General features: G+C 63.1%; 22 protein-coding genes. 18 read left to right on the forward strand and 4 right to left on the reverse strand.

The genetic code is table 11. The features are described from left to right. The first annotated feature begins 92 nt into the window (after positions 1–92). The 4 genes from ABCW43_RS04945 (at position 93) to ABCW43_RS04960 (ending at position 4,094) form a co-directional block, all read left to right on the forward strand. Entirely contained in the window at positions 93–776 is a 684-nt protein-coding gene (locus ABCW43_RS04945) for a hypothetical protein (protein WP_345922358.1), read from the forward strand. Between the two features lie 145 nt (positions 777–921). Further along, a complete protein-coding gene (locus ABCW43_RS04950; protein WP_345922359.1) occupies positions 922–2,811 on the forward strand; it encodes an ABCB family ABC transporter ATP-binding protein/permease in 1,890 nt (629 codons plus the stop codon). Positions 2,812–2,833: 22 nt separating this feature from the next. Beyond that, entirely contained in the window at positions 2,834–2,974 is a 141-nt protein-coding gene (locus ABCW43_RS04955) for a hypothetical protein (protein WP_210011265.1), read from the forward strand. Positions 2,975–3,071: 97 nt separating this feature from the next. After that, entirely contained in the window at positions 3,072–4,094 is a 1,023-nt protein-coding gene (locus ABCW43_RS04960; protein ID WP_345922360.1) for an LLM class flavin-dependent oxidoreductase, read from the forward strand. A 57-nt stretch (positions 4,095–4,151) separates the two neighbouring features. Here the strand turns inward: ABCW43_RS04960 and ABCW43_RS04965 are convergent, their stop codons facing one another. Continuing rightward, positions 4,152–4,997 carry an SDR family oxidoreductase gene (locus ABCW43_RS04965; protein WP_345922361.1) on the reverse strand — a complete coding sequence of 282 codons (846 nt, stop codon included), beginning with the start codon at positions 4,995–4,997 and terminating at the stop codon, positions 4,152–4,154. 94 nt (positions 4,998–5,091) lie between these two features. Here ABCW43_RS04965 and ABCW43_RS04970 point away from each other — a divergent pair, with 94 nt between their 5' ends. The 4 genes from ABCW43_RS04970 to ABCW43_RS04985 all read left to right on the forward strand — a co-directional run bounded on the left by ABCW43_RS04970 (position 5,092) and on the right by ABCW43_RS04985 (position 8,003). Then, positions 5,092–6,018, forward strand: a complete 927-nt coding sequence (locus ABCW43_RS04970) for an AraC family transcriptional regulator (protein ID WP_345922362.1) — start codon at positions 5,092–5,094, stop codon at positions 6,016–6,018. 116 nt (positions 6,019–6,134) lie between these two features. Further along, positions 6,135–6,833 (forward strand): phosphatidylserine decarboxylase, encoded by a 699-nt coding sequence (locus ABCW43_RS04975; protein WP_345923348.1) that lies wholly within the window; start codon positions 6,135–6,137, stop codon positions 6,831–6,833. A 16-nt stretch (positions 6,834–6,849) separates the two neighbouring features. Beyond that, complete coding sequence (gene pssA / locus ABCW43_RS04980; protein WP_345922363.1) at positions 6,850–7,701, forward strand: CDP-diacylglycerol--serine O-phosphatidyltransferase; 852 nt, start codon at positions 6,850–6,852, stop codon at positions 7,699–7,701. Positions 7,702–7,874: 173 nt separating this feature from the next. Then, a complete protein-coding gene (locus ABCW43_RS04985; protein WP_255759033.1) occupies positions 7,875–8,003 on the forward strand; it encodes a hypothetical protein in 129 nt (42 codons plus the stop codon). Positions 8,004–8,021: 18 nt separating this feature from the next. Here ABCW43_RS04985 and ABCW43_RS04990 read toward each other — a convergent pair whose 3' ends face one another. From ABCW43_RS04990 to ABCW43_RS05000, 3 genes are read right to left on the reverse strand one after another with little or no spacing between them, the layout of a single operon-like run. Continuing rightward, the gene (locus ABCW43_RS04990; RefSeq protein ID WP_345923350.1) at positions 8,022–8,639 is read right to left on the reverse strand and encodes a LysE/ArgO family amino acid transporter; all 618 of its coding nucleotides are present in this window, start codon (positions 8,637–8,639) and stop codon (positions 8,022–8,024) included. Between the two features lie 40 nt (positions 8,640–8,679). Beyond that, positions 8,680–9,447 carry an SOS response-associated peptidase gene (locus ABCW43_RS04995; protein ID WP_345922364.1) on the reverse strand — a complete coding sequence of 256 codons (768 nt, stop codon included), beginning with the start codon at positions 9,445–9,447 and terminating at the stop codon, positions 8,680–8,682. A gap of 55 nt (positions 9,448–9,502) precedes the next feature. After that, positions 9,503–9,829, reverse strand: a complete 327-nt coding sequence (locus ABCW43_RS05000) for a YnfA family protein (protein ID WP_345922365.1) — start codon at positions 9,827–9,829, stop codon at positions 9,503–9,505. Positions 9,830–9,997: 168 nt separating this feature from the next. Between ABCW43_RS05000 and ABCW43_RS05005 the strand changes: the two genes are divergently transcribed. From ABCW43_RS05005 to ABCW43_RS05050, 10 genes are all read left to right on the forward strand, one after another. After that, positions 9,998–10,276 (forward strand): type II toxin-antitoxin system RelE/ParE family toxin, encoded by a 279-nt coding sequence (locus ABCW43_RS05005; RefSeq protein WP_007752652.1) that lies wholly within the window; start codon positions 9,998–10,000, stop codon positions 10,274–10,276. A gap of 27 nt (positions 10,277–10,303) precedes the next feature. Continuing rightward, the gene (locus tag ABCW43_RS05010; protein WP_345922366.1) at positions 10,304–10,612 is read left to right on the forward strand and encodes a HigA family addiction module antitoxin; all 309 of its coding nucleotides are present in this window, start codon (positions 10,304–10,306) and stop codon (positions 10,610–10,612) included. A 20-nt stretch (positions 10,613–10,632) separates the two neighbouring features. Continuing rightward, the gene (locus ABCW43_RS05015; protein WP_345922367.1) at positions 10,633–11,049 is read left to right on the forward strand and encodes an NUDIX domain-containing protein; all 417 of its coding nucleotides are present in this window, start codon (positions 10,633–10,635) and stop codon (positions 11,047–11,049) included. A 34-nt stretch (positions 11,050–11,083) separates the two neighbouring features. Beyond that, entirely contained in the window at positions 11,084–11,524 is a 441-nt protein-coding gene (locus ABCW43_RS05020) for a TIGR02301 family protein (RefSeq protein WP_345922368.1), read from the forward strand. Positions 11,525–11,625: 101 nt separating this feature from the next. Further along, on the forward strand, positions 11,626–11,883 hold the full coding sequence (locus ABCW43_RS05025) for a hypothetical protein (RefSeq protein WP_345922369.1): 258 nt from the start codon (positions 11,626–11,628) through the stop codon (positions 11,881–11,883). Positions 11,884–11,899: 16 nt separating this feature from the next. Beyond that, positions 11,900–12,658 carry a hypothetical protein gene (locus tag ABCW43_RS05030; RefSeq protein ID WP_345922370.1) on the forward strand — a complete coding sequence of 253 codons (759 nt, stop codon included), beginning with the start codon at positions 11,900–11,902 and terminating at the stop codon, positions 12,656–12,658. A 314-nt stretch (positions 12,659–12,972) separates the two neighbouring features. Next, positions 12,973–13,275: a hypothetical protein gene (locus ABCW43_RS05035; protein ID WP_345922371.1), complete on the forward strand. Its 303-nt coding sequence runs from the start codon at positions 12,973–12,975 to the stop codon at positions 13,273–13,275. Between the two features lie 310 nt (positions 13,276–13,585). Beyond that, positions 13,586–14,428, forward strand: coding sequence for a CAF17-like 4Fe-4S cluster assembly/insertion protein YgfZ (gene ygfZ, locus ABCW43_RS05040; RefSeq protein ID WP_345922372.1), 843 nt, complete (start codon positions 13,586–13,588; stop codon positions 14,426–14,428). A gap of 35 nt (positions 14,429–14,463) precedes the next feature. Next, the gene (locus tag ABCW43_RS05045) at positions 14,464–15,042 is read left to right on the forward strand and encodes a YfbR-like 5'-deoxynucleotidase (RefSeq protein WP_345923352.1); all 579 of its coding nucleotides are present in this window, start codon (positions 14,464–14,466) and stop codon (positions 15,040–15,042) included. Next, positions 15,039–15,563, forward strand: a complete 525-nt coding sequence (locus tag ABCW43_RS05050; protein ID WP_345922373.1) for a tyrosine phosphatase family protein — start codon at positions 15,039–15,041, stop codon at positions 15,561–15,563. The genes ABCW43_RS05045 and ABCW43_RS05050 overlap by 4 nt, the downstream gene beginning before the upstream one ends. Positions 15,564–15,611 lie beyond the last annotated feature (48 nt).

The following is a 15,611-nucleotide window of genomic DNA, read 5'->3' on the forward strand; positions in this document are numbered from 1 at the left end:
CGCGCAGGTTCGGAGGAATACCGCGGTGGTCAGGCGGCGTGCTCGCATATTATCTCCGACTCTGATCCATGCCGCGCGGACAGGAGAAGAAAATGGTTTCCAGCATTAATTCCATTCGGATTTGGTCCTCTCAGACGGCCCTCAATGCATTCAAGGATGTCTCCGAAAACAGGACGCCCGGCAACTCGGCGTCCGGTTCGTCCTCCTCGTCGCTTGCCGACATGCTGTTTTCCAGCGGCGGTGGCGACGACTATGAGGACGACAAGATCGCGGCGCTGATCGCCTCGCTGCAACAGACCCTAAATGGCAATGCCCCGGATGCCGACGACGACGGATCGGTCGGCGACATGTCCAGCAAGGCGTTCATGAAGGCGCTCCAGGAGAAGCTGGACGCACTGAAGGCTAGCCCCGCCAGCAAGGCGATGGCCGAGGCAATGCAGAAGGCACTGGAGGCCGGCACGCTGAAGATGACCGACGCGGTCGCCGGCGACCAGATCACCGCCTGGGACATTACCGACGGCAAACAGACTTCGGCCGGCGTCACCTCTGTCGACAAATCCGACTGGACACAGTTCCTGAAGGACCGCCTGACGCGGGACGAAAGCGGCAAGTTCGTGCGCAACGCCGACGGCAGCTATATCGAGAAGGCGACCGGCGCGAGCTCCTATTTCGGCATGGTCGGCGAGGCCTATTACTACATTTCCTGGGCCGCGTCGGCGGCGACCACCAAGCCGGCAGCCGGAACCGTCACTGCCTCGTCCACCGATACCAAGTGATCGCGACCGGCAGTGGCCGGAGACATCCCGCCTTCGCCTCGCATCGCCCGGCCGGTCCTGAAGTTTCACGAAACCGTCATTGCAACATTCTTCCCCGGACCTTATGTGCGGGAGGCGTTTAGACGCGCCCGCTCCGGAGACATTGATGGCGAATAACAAGAAGACCATTTCGGCGGATGCCAGCAATCCGCTCGGCACGCTCGTCAACCTGTGGCCCTATATGTGGCCGGAAGGGCGCGCCGATCTGAAGGCCCGGGTCATCTGGGCGACCTTCTATCTCTTCCTCGCCAAGTTCGTGCTCTTGACGGTGCCCTATTTCTTCAAGTGGGCGACGGATGCGCTGAACGGCAAGCTGGACATGGCAGGCATCCTGCCGGCCTTCCTCCTCGGTGCCGTGGTCCTGGTCATCGCGCTCAATTTCACCCGCATCCTGCAGGTGGGCTTGAACCAGCTGCGCGACGCGCTGTTCGCCTCGGTCGGGCAATATGCGGTGCGCCAGCTCGCCTACCGCACCTTCGTGCACATGCACCAGCTCTCCTTGCGCTTTCACCTGGAACGCAAGACCGGAGGCCTGTCGCGGATCATCGAGCGCGGCACCAAGGGCATCGAAACGATCGTCCGGTTCACCATCCTCAACACCGTGCCGACGTTGCTCGAATTCCTGCTGACGGCGGTGATCTTCTGGGTCAGCTACGGCTTCTGGTACGTTCTCGTCACCGCCGTCACGGTGGCGCTCTATATCTGGTTCACGGTCAAGGCCAGCGACTGGCGTATCTCCATCCGCCGCTCGATGAACGACAGCGACACCGATGCCAATACCAAGGCGATCGATTCGCTCCTCAATTTCGAGACGGTCAAATATTTCGGCAACGAGGAGATGGAGGCCAAGCGCTTCGACGCGTCCATGGCGCGCTATGAAAAGGCCGCGACCGACGTGTGGACCTCGCTCGGCTGGCTCAACTTCGGCCAGGGCGTCATCTTCGGCCTCGGCACGACGGTCATGATGGTGATGTCGGCGCTTGCCGTGCAGCGCGGCGAGCAGACGATCGGCGATTTCGTGTTCGTCAACGCGCTGCTCTTGCAGCTTTCCGTGCCGCTCAACTTCATCGGCTTCGTCTACCGCGAAATCCGCCAGGGGCTGACCGATATCGAGCAGATGTTCGAACTGCTCGAAGTGCAGCCCGAGGTCGTCGACCGGCCGGATGCCAGGCCGCTCGATATCGGCCAAGGGTCGATCGCCTTCAAGGACGTGCATTTTTCCTATGATCCGGCCCGGCCGATCCTGAAGGGCGTTTCCTTCGACGTGCCGGCCGGCAAGACGGTGGCGATCGTCGGTCCTTCCGGCGCCGGCAAGTCGACGATTTCCCGCCTGCTCTACCGGTTCTACGACGTCCAGGACGGCTCGATCACCATCGACGGGCAGGACGTGCGCGACCTGACGCAGCATTCGCTGCGTGCGGCGATCGGCATGGTGCCGCAGGATACGGTGCTGTTCAACGATACGATCGCCTACAACATCCGCTATGGCAGGCCTTCTGCCAGCGAGGAAGAGGTGCTTGCCGCCGCCGATGTGGCGCAGATCGGCCATTTCATCAGCGCCCTGCCGGACGGTTTCGGCACCAAGGTCGGCGAGCGGGGCCTGAAGCTTTCGGGCGGCGAAAAGCAGCGCGTGGCAATCGCCCGCACCGTCCTCAAGGCCCCGCCGATCCTGATCCTCGACGAGGCGACCTCGGCGCTCGACACCACGACCGAACACGAGATCCAGTCGGCGCTCGACGTGGTCTCCAGGAACCGCACGACGCTGGTGATCGCCCACCGGCTTTCGACCGTGATCGGCGCCGACGAGATCATCGTGCTGCGCGACGGGCAGATCGCCGAACGCGGCACACACAATGCGTTGCTCGAACAGAACGGTCTCTACGCCTCGATGTGGAACCGCCAGCGCGAGGCTGTGCAGGCCGAAGAACAGCTGCGCAAGGTGCGCGAGGAGGACGACCTCGGTGTCGTCATGCGCGGTGTTCCGGCAGCGGAATGAAACAGACAGGACAAGGTTTGACGTGAAGAGATACCTCACTCCCCGCATGCTCGTCCTCGGCAGCATTGCCATCGCCTATATGCTGGTGCTGATCTTCTTCGGCTCGCCATTGCTCGCCTTCACCACCTGGATGGGCTGGGTCGATCCTCAGGCAGCGCGATAAGAACACGCACTGTTCACAAGACGGCCGCTGTCAATCGGCCGGTTTGCGTGCCATCTAAGGTGCAACTTCAGACACACGAAAACCGGATGGCAACGTCATGAAAAAGATCGGCTTTCTTTCCTTCGGGCACTGGACCCCCTCGCCGCAGTCGCAGGCGCGGTCGGCATCCGATGTCCTCCTGCAATCCATTGATCTCGCTGTGGCGGCCGAAGAACTCGGCGCCGACGGCGCCTATTTCCGCGTCCACCATTTCGCGCGGCAGCTCGCCTCGCCCTTCCCGCTGCTTTCGGCCGTCGGCGCCCGCACCAAGAAGATCGAGATCGGTACCGCCGTCATCGACATGCGTTATGAAAACCCGCTCTACATGGTCGAAGACGCCGGCGCTGCCGACCTGATTTCCGGCGGACGTCTGCAGCTCGGCATCAGCCGCGGTTCGCCGGAACAGGTGACCGACGGGTTCCGCTATTTCGGTTACCAGCCGGCGGAAGGCGAGACCGATGCAGATATGGGCCGGCGTCATGCGGAAGTGTTCTTCGACGTTTTGCGCGGCGAAGGTTTCGCCAAGCCCAATCCGCGGCCGATGTTTCCGAACCCGCCCGGCATGCTGCGCCTGGAGCCGCACTCGGCGGGCCTGCGCGACCGCATCTGGTGGGGTTCAAGCTCCAACGCAACCGCCGTCTGGGCCGCCAAGCTCGGCATGCACCTGCAGAGTTCGACGCTGAAGACCGACGAGAGCGGCAAGCCGTTCCACATCCAGCAGGCCGAGCAGATCCGCATCTACCGGGAGGCCTGGAAGGAAGCCGGCCACGCCCATGAACCGCGCGTCTCCGTCAGCCGCAGCATCTTCGCGCTGATGAACGACACGGACCGCGCCTATTTCGGCGGCAGCGCCGAAAGCCAGGACCAGATCGGCAATATCGATCCGCAGACCCAGGCGATCTTCGGCCGCTCCTATGCCGCCGAGCCGGACAGGCTGATCGACCAGCTGAAAGCCGACGAGGCGATCGCCGAGGCCGATACGCTGCTCCTGACGGTGCCGAACCAGCTCGGCGTTGAATACAACGCGCATGTGCTCGAGAGCATATTGAAGCACGTCGCGCCGGGGCTGGGGTGGCGGTGACATGTCGCCAGTCACGATGACGAGGGGCCGGCTCGCGCCGGTCCTTTTCGTCTGCGATCATTCCTCCTTTGCCTGCCAGGCGCTATGCCCGGTCAACCGCTGCATGCCGGCGCGATATTCGACTTCCGAGGTCGACCAGCGCAGGCGGGCATATTCCTCCACATCCGGGCCGACCTGGTAGCGCAGACGGTCCGTCGGGTCGATGGCGGCGGCGTAGATCGCCTCGACCACCGACTGCTCCTCCGTCGAGGCGAAGGGATAGTTGATCATCGACTGCAGCATGTGATCGAAATAGTGCTTGTAGCTTTCCGGCACCGGTGCTGCCTGCGAGGCGGCCATGCCGGTGGCGGTGAAATTGGTGCTGCGCATCGCGCCGGGCTGGATCAGCCGCACCGAGATGTTCTGCGAGGACAGTTCGTAGGAAAGCGATTCGGAAAGGCCTTCGACGGCCTGCTTGGAGGCGGTGTAGAGCGACAGCAGCGGCATGGCCGCGATGCCGACGCCAGAACCGACATTGACGACCGAACCGCCGCCACGCCGGCGCAGATGCGGCACGGCCGCCCTGATGACGTTCATCATGCCGAAGACATTGGTTTCGAAGATGTGGCGGACAGCATCGGCCGGGGTCGCCTCGAAGATCGAGACCATGGTGATGCCTGCATTGTTGACGACCGCGTCAAGGCCGCCGAAGCGGTCGATGCCAGCCTGGATGGCGGCCTCGATGCTCGTCGGATCGGCGACGTCGAGGGCGGCAACCAGAATGCGGGCGGGATATTGATCGGCGAGTTCCGGCTCCGGCCTGCGCATCGTCGCGACGACGTTCCAGCCCTTGGAGGCGAAATGGCGGGCGGTCATCTTGCCAAGGCCCGATGAGCAGCCGGTGATGAGAATGGTCTTGGTCATGGGTCTGTCTCCAATGGGTCGAGGCGCCTTCAATAGACGCAACTGCCAGATCACTCTATAATGGAAACTCCGATATTCATTATGGATCGTCCCGATGGATGCCCTTGCCGATGTCATCAGGCTGCTTCGCCCCGCTACCGTCCTGCTCGGCAGCATGTCGGCCACGGGGCGATGGGGCGTGCGCGTGCCGGAACAGCCGGGGCCGACCTTCTACTTCGTCACCGAGGGCACCTGCTGGTTCAGGACGGACGATACCGGGCCTGTCTCGCTGCGGGAGGGAGACTATATCCTCTCGGCAAAACCGTTCTCGGACTCCTTCCTCAGCGAGGCGGATGGACGGACGGAACTGTCTGACGACGCCTTCAAGGCCCGCCACATGGTGGATGGCGAAATACGAGTGGGTGGCGAAGGACCGGGACCGGTCACCAGGGTCCTCGGCGGCCTTATCCAGTGCGATCCGGCCAATGCCGACCTGCTGATCGGGCTTTTGCCGCGACTCGTGCATGTGCCGGCTATCGAGCGGACGGCCACGCGATTGCGGGCGCTTGTGTCGATCATCCTGGAGGAAGCGGCCGAAAGCCGGCCCGGACGCGATGCGGTGCTCTGCCGCCTGATCGAAGTCATGCTGATCGAGACCTTGCGACGCGAGGCCGCCTGGTCGCCGCATGCCGGCCTGCTCGGCGGCCTTGCCGATCCGCAGCTCGCTGAGGCGCTCGGGCATATCCATGCCGATGTCGCCCGCGGCTGGACGGTCGGGGAACTGGCAAGGCGTGTCGGCATGTCCCGCTCCGTCTTCGCGCGGCGTTTTTCCGAGGCGGTCGGGGTCGCGCCGGTCGAATATCTGCTCGGCTGGCGCATGGCGCTGGCAAAGGACGTGCTGCTGCGCGGCGGCAATACGCTGGAGGAGGTGGCCGAGACCGTCGGTTACCGGTCGGCCAGCGCCTTCAGCACCGCCTTCAGTCAGCGCGTGGGCTGCCCGCCGAGCGAATATGCCGCGTATCTGCAGGCCACACGGGGGTAACGGCGGCATTTTTGTGCAGCGTGTCCGCGTGGCGGGTTCATCCCAACGGAACCGCATTGCCGCAAAAACGGTTTCGCTGTAGTCAGATGACCCTGACCATACGGGAGAAAACGTTGATCAACCTCTTCGACACCATCCGCAACACGCTCGTGCCGATCCACAAGGAAGGTTACATCTTCGTCGCCGCGTTCTTCATCGCCTCGCTGGTGCTCGGCTATATCGCCGAACCGCTGTTCTGGATCGGCCTGGTGCTGACCCTGTGGTGCGCCTATTTCTTCCGCGATCCGGAACGGGCGGTGCCGCAGGATGACGATCTCGTCCTCAGCCCGGCCGACGGCCGCATCAGCCATGTCGCCATGGTCGTGCCGCCCACCGAGCTGCAGCTCGGCTCGGAGCCTATGCTGCGCATCTCGGTGTTCATGAACGTGTTCGACTGCCACATCAACCGCTCGCCGGTGCGTGGCCAGGTGTCGCGCATCGAGTATCGTCCCGGCCAGTTCGTCAATGCCGAACTCGACAAGGCCTCCGAAGACAACGAGCGCAACGGCCTCGTCATCGAAACCCGCCACGGCAAGGTCGGCGTTGTGCAGATCGCCGGCCTGGTGGCGCGGCGCATCGTCTGCTGGGTGAAGCCGAGCGAACCGGTCAATGCCGGCGAACGATTCGGCCTGATCCGCTTCGGCTCGCGGCTCGACGTCTTCGTGCCGGCGGGCGGCCAGGCGCGAGTTTCGGTCGGCCAGCTCGCCATCGGCGGCGAAACCGTGCTTGCGGAATTCGGCTCGACCAAGGGGCCGACCATCAGCCGCCGCACGTAAGGGAAGGCCAAGCCTCATGGAGACGCCAGCTTCACCGCCCTCGCCCCCCTCTTCCCCGAATGAGCTTCACCGGGAACCACATCGCCCCAACGATGAGGCCCGCGGGCCTCGCCTGCGCGAAATCCCGCTCCGGCTGCTGGTGCCGAACCTCATCACCGTGCTTGCCATCTGCGCGGGCCTGACCGGGATAAGGCTCGCCTTCGAGGGACGTTACGAACTTGCGGTCGCCATGGTGCTGCTGGCCGCCTTTCTGGACGGCATCGACGGACGCGTGGCACGGCTCCTGAAGGCCACGTCGAAATTCGGCGTGCAGATGGATTCGCTGGCCGACATCATCAATTTCGGCGTCGCGCCGGCGCTGGTCTCCTACGCCTTCCTGCTCGACCAGGCGCATTCGATGGGCTGGATCGCCGCCCTGCTCTATGCGATTGCCGCCGGCCTTAGGCTTGCCCGTTTCAACGTGATGGAAGACCGCAACATCAAGGCCGACTGGCAATCGGAGTTCTTCGTCGGCGTGCCGGCGCCGATGGGCGCCATGCTGGTGCTGCTGCCGGTCTATCTCGGCTTCCTCGGGCTCGAGGCCACGCCGGTCTTCGTTTATGCCAGCGTCGCCTATACGGTACTGATCGGCTACCTGCTGGTGTCCCGCCTGCCCGTCTGGTCCGGCAAGTCGAGCCGGATCCGCCGCGACATGATGCTGCCGATCATGCTCGGCGTGGTGCTCTATGTGGCGCTGCTGATGAGCTATACCTGGGAAGTGCTGTCGATTACCGTCGTCGGTTATCTCCTCGTCCTGCCGTTCAGCGCCCGCGCCTGGCACCGGCGCTACGGCACGATTACAATCGAGGATGACAGTGCGAACGTCTGAGGGCAGGCGCACTTGGTAAGTTGCAACTTCCGCGCAACAGTTTCCCGCAAGATGACAGTTCTACGAATGCCTGGCGGCGGTACCGGCTTGTCGGCCACGATTCCGCCCGCTTTTATGGGAAAAGCCGCGATCGCAAAATGCAAACAAGAGATTCGCGTGTTGAGGAGACAGCCATGAGCACCGAAAAGAAGATTGAATCCAAACCGGAAATGACGACGCCCTACCGTCCGCTGGGCTTGAAGGCCGTGGTTGCCGCCGCCCTGATGCTGAACCGCAAGCCGAAGCTTACTCCTGCAGGCTGATCAGTCGGCTGACCGGCTTCATTCACCGCTGAGAAAGCTCCAGAGAAGCCCCAGCGCGAGAAGGCCCATGACGATGCCGATGACGACATCCAGCACCCGCCAGGCGGCGGGTCTGGCAAAAAGCGGCGCCAGAAACCGCGCGCCGTAACCGAGCCCGAAGAACCAGACAAACGAGGCAATCGCCGCACCGGCGCCATAGGCCAGCCGTTCCGCCCCTTCGAAGGCCGCTGACAAGCTGCCGAGCAGCACGACCGTATCCAGATAGACATGCGGATTGAGAAAGGTGAAGGCAAGGCAGGTCAGAACCGCCGCCTTCAGCCCCATCGGTTCCGGCGCACCCGCCACCATCGCAGCCGGCTTGACCGCCCGGCGGAAGGCCATGAAGGCGTAGACCCCGAGAAACACCGCGCCGCCCAGCGTCACCACCGAGATCAGCACCGGGGATTGCGAGACGACCGTGCCGAGCCCGCCGACGCCGGCGGCGATCAGCGTCGCATCCGACAGGGCACAGATCAGGCAGAGGATGAAGACATGGGCACGGATCAGCCCCTGGCGTAGGATGAAGGCGTTCTGGGCGCCGATGGCAATGATCAGCGAGGCACCGAGTGCGAGGCCGGAAAGGCCGGCGGAAAGCAGGTTCATGGAATTGTCCGTTTAAAGGAAGAAAGCCGAGGGGTCAGAAAAGCGACATCTGGGTCGAATCGGGTTTCGGCTTCTTCGGCGGCTCCTCTTCCGGCTGGGCAACGGCGACCGGTTTCTGCAGGTCGGGCCCCATATTGGCGACCTTGTTGACCAGGTCGGAGACCGGCAGCGCCTCGAAGAAATCCTCCTGCACCGGCCGCATCAGGTCGGCCACCTCGCGCGGTTCCTGCGTCTTGCAGTCGAGCCAGCGGGAAAAGTCCTCCGGCTCGATGACGACCGGCATGCGGTCGTGGATGTGCCGGATGCCGCCGTTGGCCGCCGTCGTCATGATCGCGGCGGTATCGACTTCGGAACCGTCCGCCGAGGACCAGGTCTCCATCAGGCCGGCAAAGGCGATGACGCCGCCGCGCTTCGGACGGATCCAGTAGGCTTGCGGCTTGACGCCGCTTTCCTTCGGTGGGCGGCGCCATTCGTAAAAGCCGGTGGCGGGAATGAGGATACGGCGGTGGCGCATGGCGGCGCGGAAGGAGGCTTTGCCGATCGCCGTCTCGGAGCGCGCGTTGATCAGCAGCGGAAACTCCTTCATGTCCTTCACCCATCCGGGAATCAGCCCCCAGCGGGCCAGGAAGGCGCGGCGCTCCGGTAGGTTGCTGCCCGGCTCGCGCTTTTCAGAGGACATGACGACGAGGATCGGCTGGGTCGGGGCGATATTGTAGCGCGCCGGGAAATCGTCGAGATCCGCCAGGCTGAAGAACTCCGAAATATCCTTGGGGGTCGCCGTCAGGGCGTAGCGTCCGCACATGCGGACTATGTGGCATCGGGCTTTCCAAGGGTCAAGCGCCGATCAGGCGTTGATGTCATGCGCTCCTGGGGCCGAACAGGATGATCGCCCCACCGATCAGGCACACCGTGACGCCGAGAATATCCCATCGGTCCGGCACCCGGGCTTCGATGGCCCAGAGCCAGAGGATCGAGGCGAGGATATAGATCGCGCCATAGGCTGCATAGGTGCGCCCCGCCGCCTCGCTCGGCACCAGCGCCAGAACCCAGGCGAAAACGAGCAGCGACGCCATGCCCGGCACCAGCCACCAGACCGGTTTTTCCAGCCTGAGCCACGCCCAGAAGGCGAAACAACCGGCAATCTCGGCAAGGGCGGCGAGGAAGTAGAGGGTGTAGGTTTTCATGGGAGATGTAGGCTTGAAGGAAGTGTCATACCGGCCAGGTTTTCATATGACCTGAACAATGGAAACCGAAATCTGCACGATCTCTCCCCGACGTAGGGCGTGAGGCGACCATGTAAATTATCTGCTTACACATCTTGACGGCGTGTAAGCGATATACTTACATGTCGTATGATCAAATCCTTCAGGAACAAGGCTCTGGCCACCCTGTTCGAGACCGGCAAGACGGGTAAAATCGACGCAAAGATGCACAAGCGGATCCTAGTGCGGCTGGACCGTCTCGAAGCGGCCGAGCGACCGGAGGATATGAACCTGCCGGGGTTTGATTTTCACGCCCTGCACGGCTTTGATCCGACCCGCTATACTGTCCACGTCAACGGGCCATGGTGCATCACATTCGAATTCGACGGCAAGGACGCCGCCCGTGTCGATTTCGAGCAATATCATTGAGGGCGACAGACTTTGGGGATGAGATCGATGGCGGAATATGAAGTAAAAAGGCCGATCCAGCGTTGCCCGTCGCATCCCGGCGCACTGCTTGAGGAGATCATCCCGGCGACCGGCAAGACGAAGGTGGAGATCGCTGAGCTTTTAGGCATTTCCCGCCAGCAGCTCTACGACATCCTGCGCGAGCGCAAGCCCGTCTCGCCGAATGTCGCGGCCCGACTCGGCAAGATGTTCGGCGATGGCGCGGCGATCTGGCTGCGCATGCAGGCCGCCCATGACGCCTGGCACGCGGAACGCGAGGTGGACGTCAGCAAGATTCCGACGTTGAGTGCAGCGTAAGACGCAGCGAAAGGCCTAACATGCCCCCCGCCCCCCAAGCCGCGTCCTCCGCCATTCTCGAACGCGATGGCCGGTTTCTGCTGATTCGGCGCGTGAACCCGCCGTCGATGGATCTGTTCGCGTTTCCGGGCGGGCGGGCGGAACCCGGCGAGACGCCGGACCAGACGGCGGTGCGGGAATTTTTGGAAGAGACCGGCATTCCGGTGCGCAACCCCGTTCTCTTCGCAACCTACGACCTGAAGAGCGAAAAGGAGGACAGGCGACACTTCTTCCTGTCCGTTTTCCGTGTGGAGGCCGATCCCGAGGCCCAGGCGATCGCCGCCGACGATGCGGCCGATGCCGGCTGGTATACGGTCGAGGAGATCCGTGGCCTGGCCGTGCCGGCAAGCGTGCTCGAATGCGCCGAGAGGCTGGCGGCGGAGATCAATGCCCGCTAAGACACATGCAATCGCGCCCTTTCGAGATCCGTTCATGAAGCTCATTCCGCGCCTTGGCTGCCTGACGCTGCTGGCAATCCTGACGGCATTGCTGGCTGCGGGGCCGCTTGCCGCCCAGCCGGCGAAACAGCAGCCGACGGCGCCACCGCCTCCCCCGCCGGTCGAGGAAAAGCCGGCGCCCTATGACGTGCAGCTGACGCGCCTCGCCGAAGTGCTCGGCTCCATCCAGTATCTGCGCACGCTCTGCGGCGCACCGACCTCCGAATGGCGGGCCTCGATGCAGCAGTTGCTGGATGCCGATACCGGCACCGAACCGAAACGCCGCGAGAGGTTGACGGCGGCCTTCAACCGGGGGTATCGGTCGTTTGCATCCGTGCATACGTCCTGCACCGATGCGGCAAGGACCGCCGAGGAGCGTTATCGTATCGAAGGCGCAACACTTGCGACAGAAATCGCCGCACGCTTCGGAAATTAGAGGATTATTTACCTCTTTTGGCAGGAGGCCGTGTCGTTTTGATAAAAGGCTGATAAAGTTTTTAACGGGCTAGTAATTAAACGGGCACCGAGGACGACAGAATGCAGACAGGCCGCAACGACATCGACGACATGATTGTGCATGAGAAGATGCAGGCTGCCTTGGAATATCAGAGTGAGGCATGGGCAGACGGCCGTGCCGACGGTATCGAGCCGGAAATCATCGCCGACGCAGCTCTGGTACTTGCCATGCGGGAAACCATCCGCATTCATGGGGAAATAGGCGCTGAGGCCATGCTCGATTCGCTCAAGAGCCGCATGCTCGCCGGCGAATTCTCCCCCGAGCGCACTGTTCAATAAACGATAGAGGTTTCCCGTGCGGAATGCGGCGGAAACGACGATAGCCCAATTGATCATCCGCCTTTCGGCGGCAACCGTGCTTGCTGCGGCGGTCGGTGGTCAGGCTCTTGCGCTGCCCGAGCTGCGCCCGGGCGACGAGCCTAGCCAGCCGGAACAGGCCCAGAGCCGGGCGATCCTCCAGGCCTTCGAAGGCACGACACTGCCGCAGCCGGGTCCTGCGATCAATCGCTCGGCACAGGCCGGCGACACCAAGACAACCGCTCCCCCGGCGGACCCCAACGCCGCCAAAACCGCGCCCGCCGACGATAAACCGGCGGAAATCATTCGCGACATGACCAAGCTGCCGGCGCCGGTCAAGCACATGCGCGAGCAGCTCGTCGAGGCCGCGGCCTCCGGCGATGTCACCCGCCTGCGCGCCCTGATGGGAACCGGAACGACCCAGACGCAGGTGATGAACGGCGAATTCGAAGATCCGATCGAAACGCTGAAGAGTTTTTCAGGCGATGCGGATGGCCAGGAAATCCTCGCCATCCTGCTCGACATCCTGTCCACCGGCGCTGCACATTTCGACGTCGGCACGCCGGATGAGGCCTATGTCTGGCCCTATTTCGCGGGAAAGCAGCTTTCAACGCTGACGCCGCCCGAACGGGTCGACCTGTTGCGCATCGTGACGGCAGGCGATCTCGCCGGCATGGAAGAGAACGGCAACTACAACTTCTTCCGCGCCGGCATCAGCCCGGACGGCAAATGGAAATTCTTCTCCGGCGGCGATTGAAGCGGGATCGTAACCGCTATCGCCGCATTTGTCGCACTTGCTACCCCTGTCACCTTCGGTGACATCTCCCGCGTTATGCAGCAATGCTACCCACAGCAACTCACGGTCCACTGCAAACAACGCACGGCTTCACGATGACCGCGCCAACTTTAGCTCGTGGTCGATCTGCGAATGAAGTATAAAAGGGGATACCAGCATGTTGGTCGGCAGGACCGGAGCCGTCGGCTTGGATCGATGCTCGCCACAACGCGCGTTCACAGAGTGAACGCCTTCGTTCGCATAGTGAACGCCTTCGCCAGATGAGGGAACCCATTATGGACGTCGTCGTAAGGACTTACACAGGCAAGGGCTCAAAAGAGCTGTTTTCACTCCTGGAAGAGCGCAAGGCAGAGATCGAGAAGCTTCTGCGCTCAACAAAAGGATTTGTGAGCTACACCTTGGCTCAAAGCACTGAAAGTGACGGGGGGCTATCGATGACCGTGTGCCAGGACAAGGCAGGCATCGATGAGAGTGTCAGCATGGCCAGGGATTGGATTGCAAAAAACGCGGCGCACATTGGCGTAGATGCACCAAAGGTATCTTTGGGAAAGATCATCATCCACGCCACAAATAACTGACTTCCATACTTCCGCCCGGTCGAGCGAACCAACCGGCCGGGCGTTTTTCCCATTTCTCTCCAATTACCAGCCTTCGACGAGATTGGCCCCGCATCGATGGCGGGCAGGACGGCGCAGCACAATCCCCCCTTGAGGGGGAGATGCCCGGCAGGGGGGAACCTCTCAGCATATTCTTCCGCCACCGCATTTGCCGAACCGTTGCTACCCCCCTCATCACCCATGAACTTTATCATCCAACCGGACGGCATGGCTTGCCGCCGCCGTCGCGAAGAACTAACTCTCAGTCTCAGAACAACCGGATATCTTCACCATGCCCGCCGCCTTCCTTCCCTCGCGAAGCCTGATCCGCCTCACCGGCAAGGATGCCCAGGATTTCCTGCAGGGGCTGATCACCACCGACATCGATGGGCTGCCTGAAGGCGAAGCCCGGCCGGGGGCGCTGTTGACGCCGCAGGGCAAGATCCTGTTCGATTTTCTGGTCTGGCGCGAGAGCGACGGTTTTTTCATCGAGGCCGAGACGGCCCAGCGCGAGGCGCTGATGCGCCGGCTGACCATGTACAAGCTGCGCGCCGCGGTCGACATCGCTGCCGGCCCGGAAGGCGGTGTTACTGTGTTCTGGGGCGAGGATGCGGACAAGGGCACTGTGAAGGATGCAGCCTTTGCCAAGGCGGGCATCGCGCTGACCCGTGCGCCCGGCAAGCTGGGTGACGGGCCGGAAGCGGCCTATCACTCGCTGCGCATCGAAGCCGGCATCCCCATGTCGGGCCATGACTATGCGCTGCAGGACGCCTTTCCGCATGACGTGCTGCTCGACCAGACGCAAGGCCTTTCCTTCCGCAAGGGCTGCTATGTTGGCCAGGAAGTCGTTTCCCGCATGCAGCATCGCGGCACGGCGCGGCGGCGGGTGGCGATCGTCTCGGGCGAGGCCGCCCTGCCCGCTTCCGGCACCGAGATCTTGGCCGGCGGCAAGCCGGTCGGTACCCTCGGATCGGCCTCCGGAAACAAGGGGCTGGCGATCGTGCGCATCGACCGCGTTGGCGACGCCTTGGCGCATGGGGTACCGCTTTCCGCGGGCGATGTCACCGTCAGCCTGACGCTTCCCGCCTGGAGCGGGCTCTCCTTCCCGGTCGAGGCTGAAGAGGCCGAGACGTGAGCCCAGCAGTGACGGCGCCACGCGCCTGGCAACGGATGCTGTCGGGACGGCGGCTCGACCTGCTCGACCCCTCGCCGCTCGACGTCGAAATCAACGACATCGCCCACGGGCTTGCCCGCGTCGCCCGCTGGAACGGCCAGACGCGCGGCGACCATGCGTTTTCGGTCGCGCAGCACTGCCTGGTGGTGGAAGAAATCTTCCGCCGTTGCAACGAGGCCTGCACGGCCGATGCGTTGCAGATGACCATGCTGCACGACGCGCCGGAATATGTGATCGGCGACATGATCTCGCCGTTCAAATCGGTGGTCGGCGGTGGCTACAAGGCGGTCGAGCAGCGGCTGGAGGCGGCGATCCACCTGCGCTTCGGCCTGCCGCCGCATCCGAGCCGCGAACTCAAGGCGCTGATCAAGAAGGCCGATACGATCGCCGCCTTTTTCGAGGCCACGGAACTTGCCGGTTTCTCGGTGACCGAGGCGCGAAAATTCTTCGGCCAGCCGCGCGGTATCACCGTCGACATGCTGCCGATCCAGCCTATGCCGGCGCCTAACGCGCAACGGCTTTTTCTCGACCGATTCCATGCGATCGAGGCCGAACGCGCGGGCAAGGCGCCATGACCGCGATCGTCGTCTGCCCTCTCGCCGCCATCGCCGAAACCGCCGTCCGGCACAAGGCGCGCGAAATGGTGAGCCTGATCGCCGAAAAACAGGACTTTCATCGGCCGGGCGTGATTTCCGCCGACCGTCACCTGAAGCTGGCGATGAACGATATCGGTTTTGCCGGCACCGGCGACCTGATCGCGCCCAGCGAGGCGCATGTGGAAAGCCTGATCGCCTTCGTGCGCGACTGGGACCAGTCGGCGCCGATCGTCATCCACTGCTGGATGGGCGTCTCCCGCTCGCCTGCGGCGGCGGTGATCGCCGCGCTCTCGCTGCACCCCGAGGAAGACGATTTCGCGCTGGCTGCGAGGCTGCGCAGCGTCGCGCCGCATGCGACGCCGAATACGCGGCTGATCGAGATCGGCGACCGGCTGCTCGACCGCAATGGGCGGCTGATCGCTGCTATCAAGGGAATAGGCCGCGGCGCCGAGACCGATGGCCGGGCGTCCTTCATCCTCCCGCTAAAAATATCGCCTTGAACCTGAAAGTTGAATTTTCCTAATTGTTTAGCTGGAGGCGGGAAACCT

The sequence above is a fragment of the Neorhizobium tunisiense genome (assembly GCF_039631515.1).
In the GTDB taxonomy this organism is placed as follows: Bacteria; Pseudomonadota; Alphaproteobacteria; order Rhizobiales; family Rhizobiaceae; genus Neorhizobium.

What these genes read in the sequence shown, in the direction of transcription:
- ABCW43_RS04945 (WP_345922358.1), top strand. Translation starts at nt 93, where the DNA reads ATGGTTTCCAGCATTAATTCCATTCGGATTTGGTCCTCTCAGACGGCC.
- ABCW43_RS04950 (WP_345922359.1), top strand. Translation starts at nt 922, where the DNA reads ATGGCGAATAACAAGAAGACCATTTCGGCGGATGCCAGCAATCCGCTC.
- ABCW43_RS04960 (WP_345922360.1), top strand. Translation starts at nt 3,072, where the DNA reads ATGAAAAAGATCGGCTTTCTTTCCTTCGGGCACTGGACCCCCTCGCCG.
- ABCW43_RS04965 (WP_345922361.1), bottom strand. Translation starts at nt 4,997, where the DNA reads ATGACCAAGACCATTCTCATCACCGGCTGCTCATCGGGCCTTGGCAAG.
- ABCW43_RS04970 (WP_345922362.1), top strand. Translation starts at nt 5,092, where the DNA reads ATGGATGCCCTTGCCGATGTCATCAGGCTGCTTCGCCCCGCTACCGTC.
- pssA (WP_345922363.1), top strand. Translation starts at nt 6,850, where the DNA reads ATGGAGACGCCAGCTTCACCGCCCTCGCCCCCCTCTTCCCCGAATGAG.
- ABCW43_RS04985 (WP_255759033.1), top strand. Translation starts at nt 7,875, where the DNA reads ATGAGCACCGAAAAGAAGATTGAATCCAAACCGGAAATGACGACGCCC.
- ABCW43_RS04995 (WP_345922364.1), bottom strand. Translation starts at nt 9,447, where the DNA reads ATGTGCGGACGCTACGCCCTGACGGCGACCCCCAAGGATATTTCGGAG.
- ABCW43_RS05000 (WP_345922365.1), bottom strand. Translation starts at nt 9,829, where the DNA reads ATGAAAACCTACACCCTCTACTTCCTCGCCGCCCTTGCCGAGATTGCC.
- ABCW43_RS05005 (WP_007752652.1), top strand. Translation starts at nt 9,998, where the DNA reads ATGATCAAATCCTTCAGGAACAAGGCTCTGGCCACCCTGTTCGAGACC.
- ABCW43_RS05010 (WP_345922366.1), top strand. Translation starts at nt 10,304, where the DNA reads ATGGCGGAATATGAAGTAAAAAGGCCGATCCAGCGTTGCCCGTCGCAT.
- ABCW43_RS05015 (WP_345922367.1), top strand. Translation starts at nt 10,633, where the DNA reads ATGCCCCCCGCCCCCCAAGCCGCGTCCTCCGCCATTCTCGAACGCGAT.
- ABCW43_RS05020 (WP_345922368.1), top strand. Translation starts at nt 11,084, where the DNA reads ATGAAGCTCATTCCGCGCCTTGGCTGCCTGACGCTGCTGGCAATCCTG.
- ABCW43_RS05025 (WP_345922369.1), top strand. Translation starts at nt 11,626, where the DNA reads ATGCAGACAGGCCGCAACGACATCGACGACATGATTGTGCATGAGAAG.
- ABCW43_RS05035 (WP_345922371.1), top strand. Translation starts at nt 12,973, where the DNA reads ATGGACGTCGTCGTAAGGACTTACACAGGCAAGGGCTCAAAAGAGCTG.
- ygfZ (WP_345922372.1), top strand. Translation starts at nt 13,586, where the DNA reads ATGCCCGCCGCCTTCCTTCCCTCGCGAAGCCTGATCCGCCTCACCGGC.
- ABCW43_RS05045 (WP_345923352.1), top strand. Translation starts at nt 14,464, where the DNA reads ATGCTGTCGGGACGGCGGCTCGACCTGCTCGACCCCTCGCCGCTCGAC.
- ABCW43_RS05050 (WP_345922373.1), top strand. Translation starts at nt 15,039, where the DNA reads ATGACCGCGATCGTCGTCTGCCCTCTCGCCGCCATCGCCGAAACCGCC.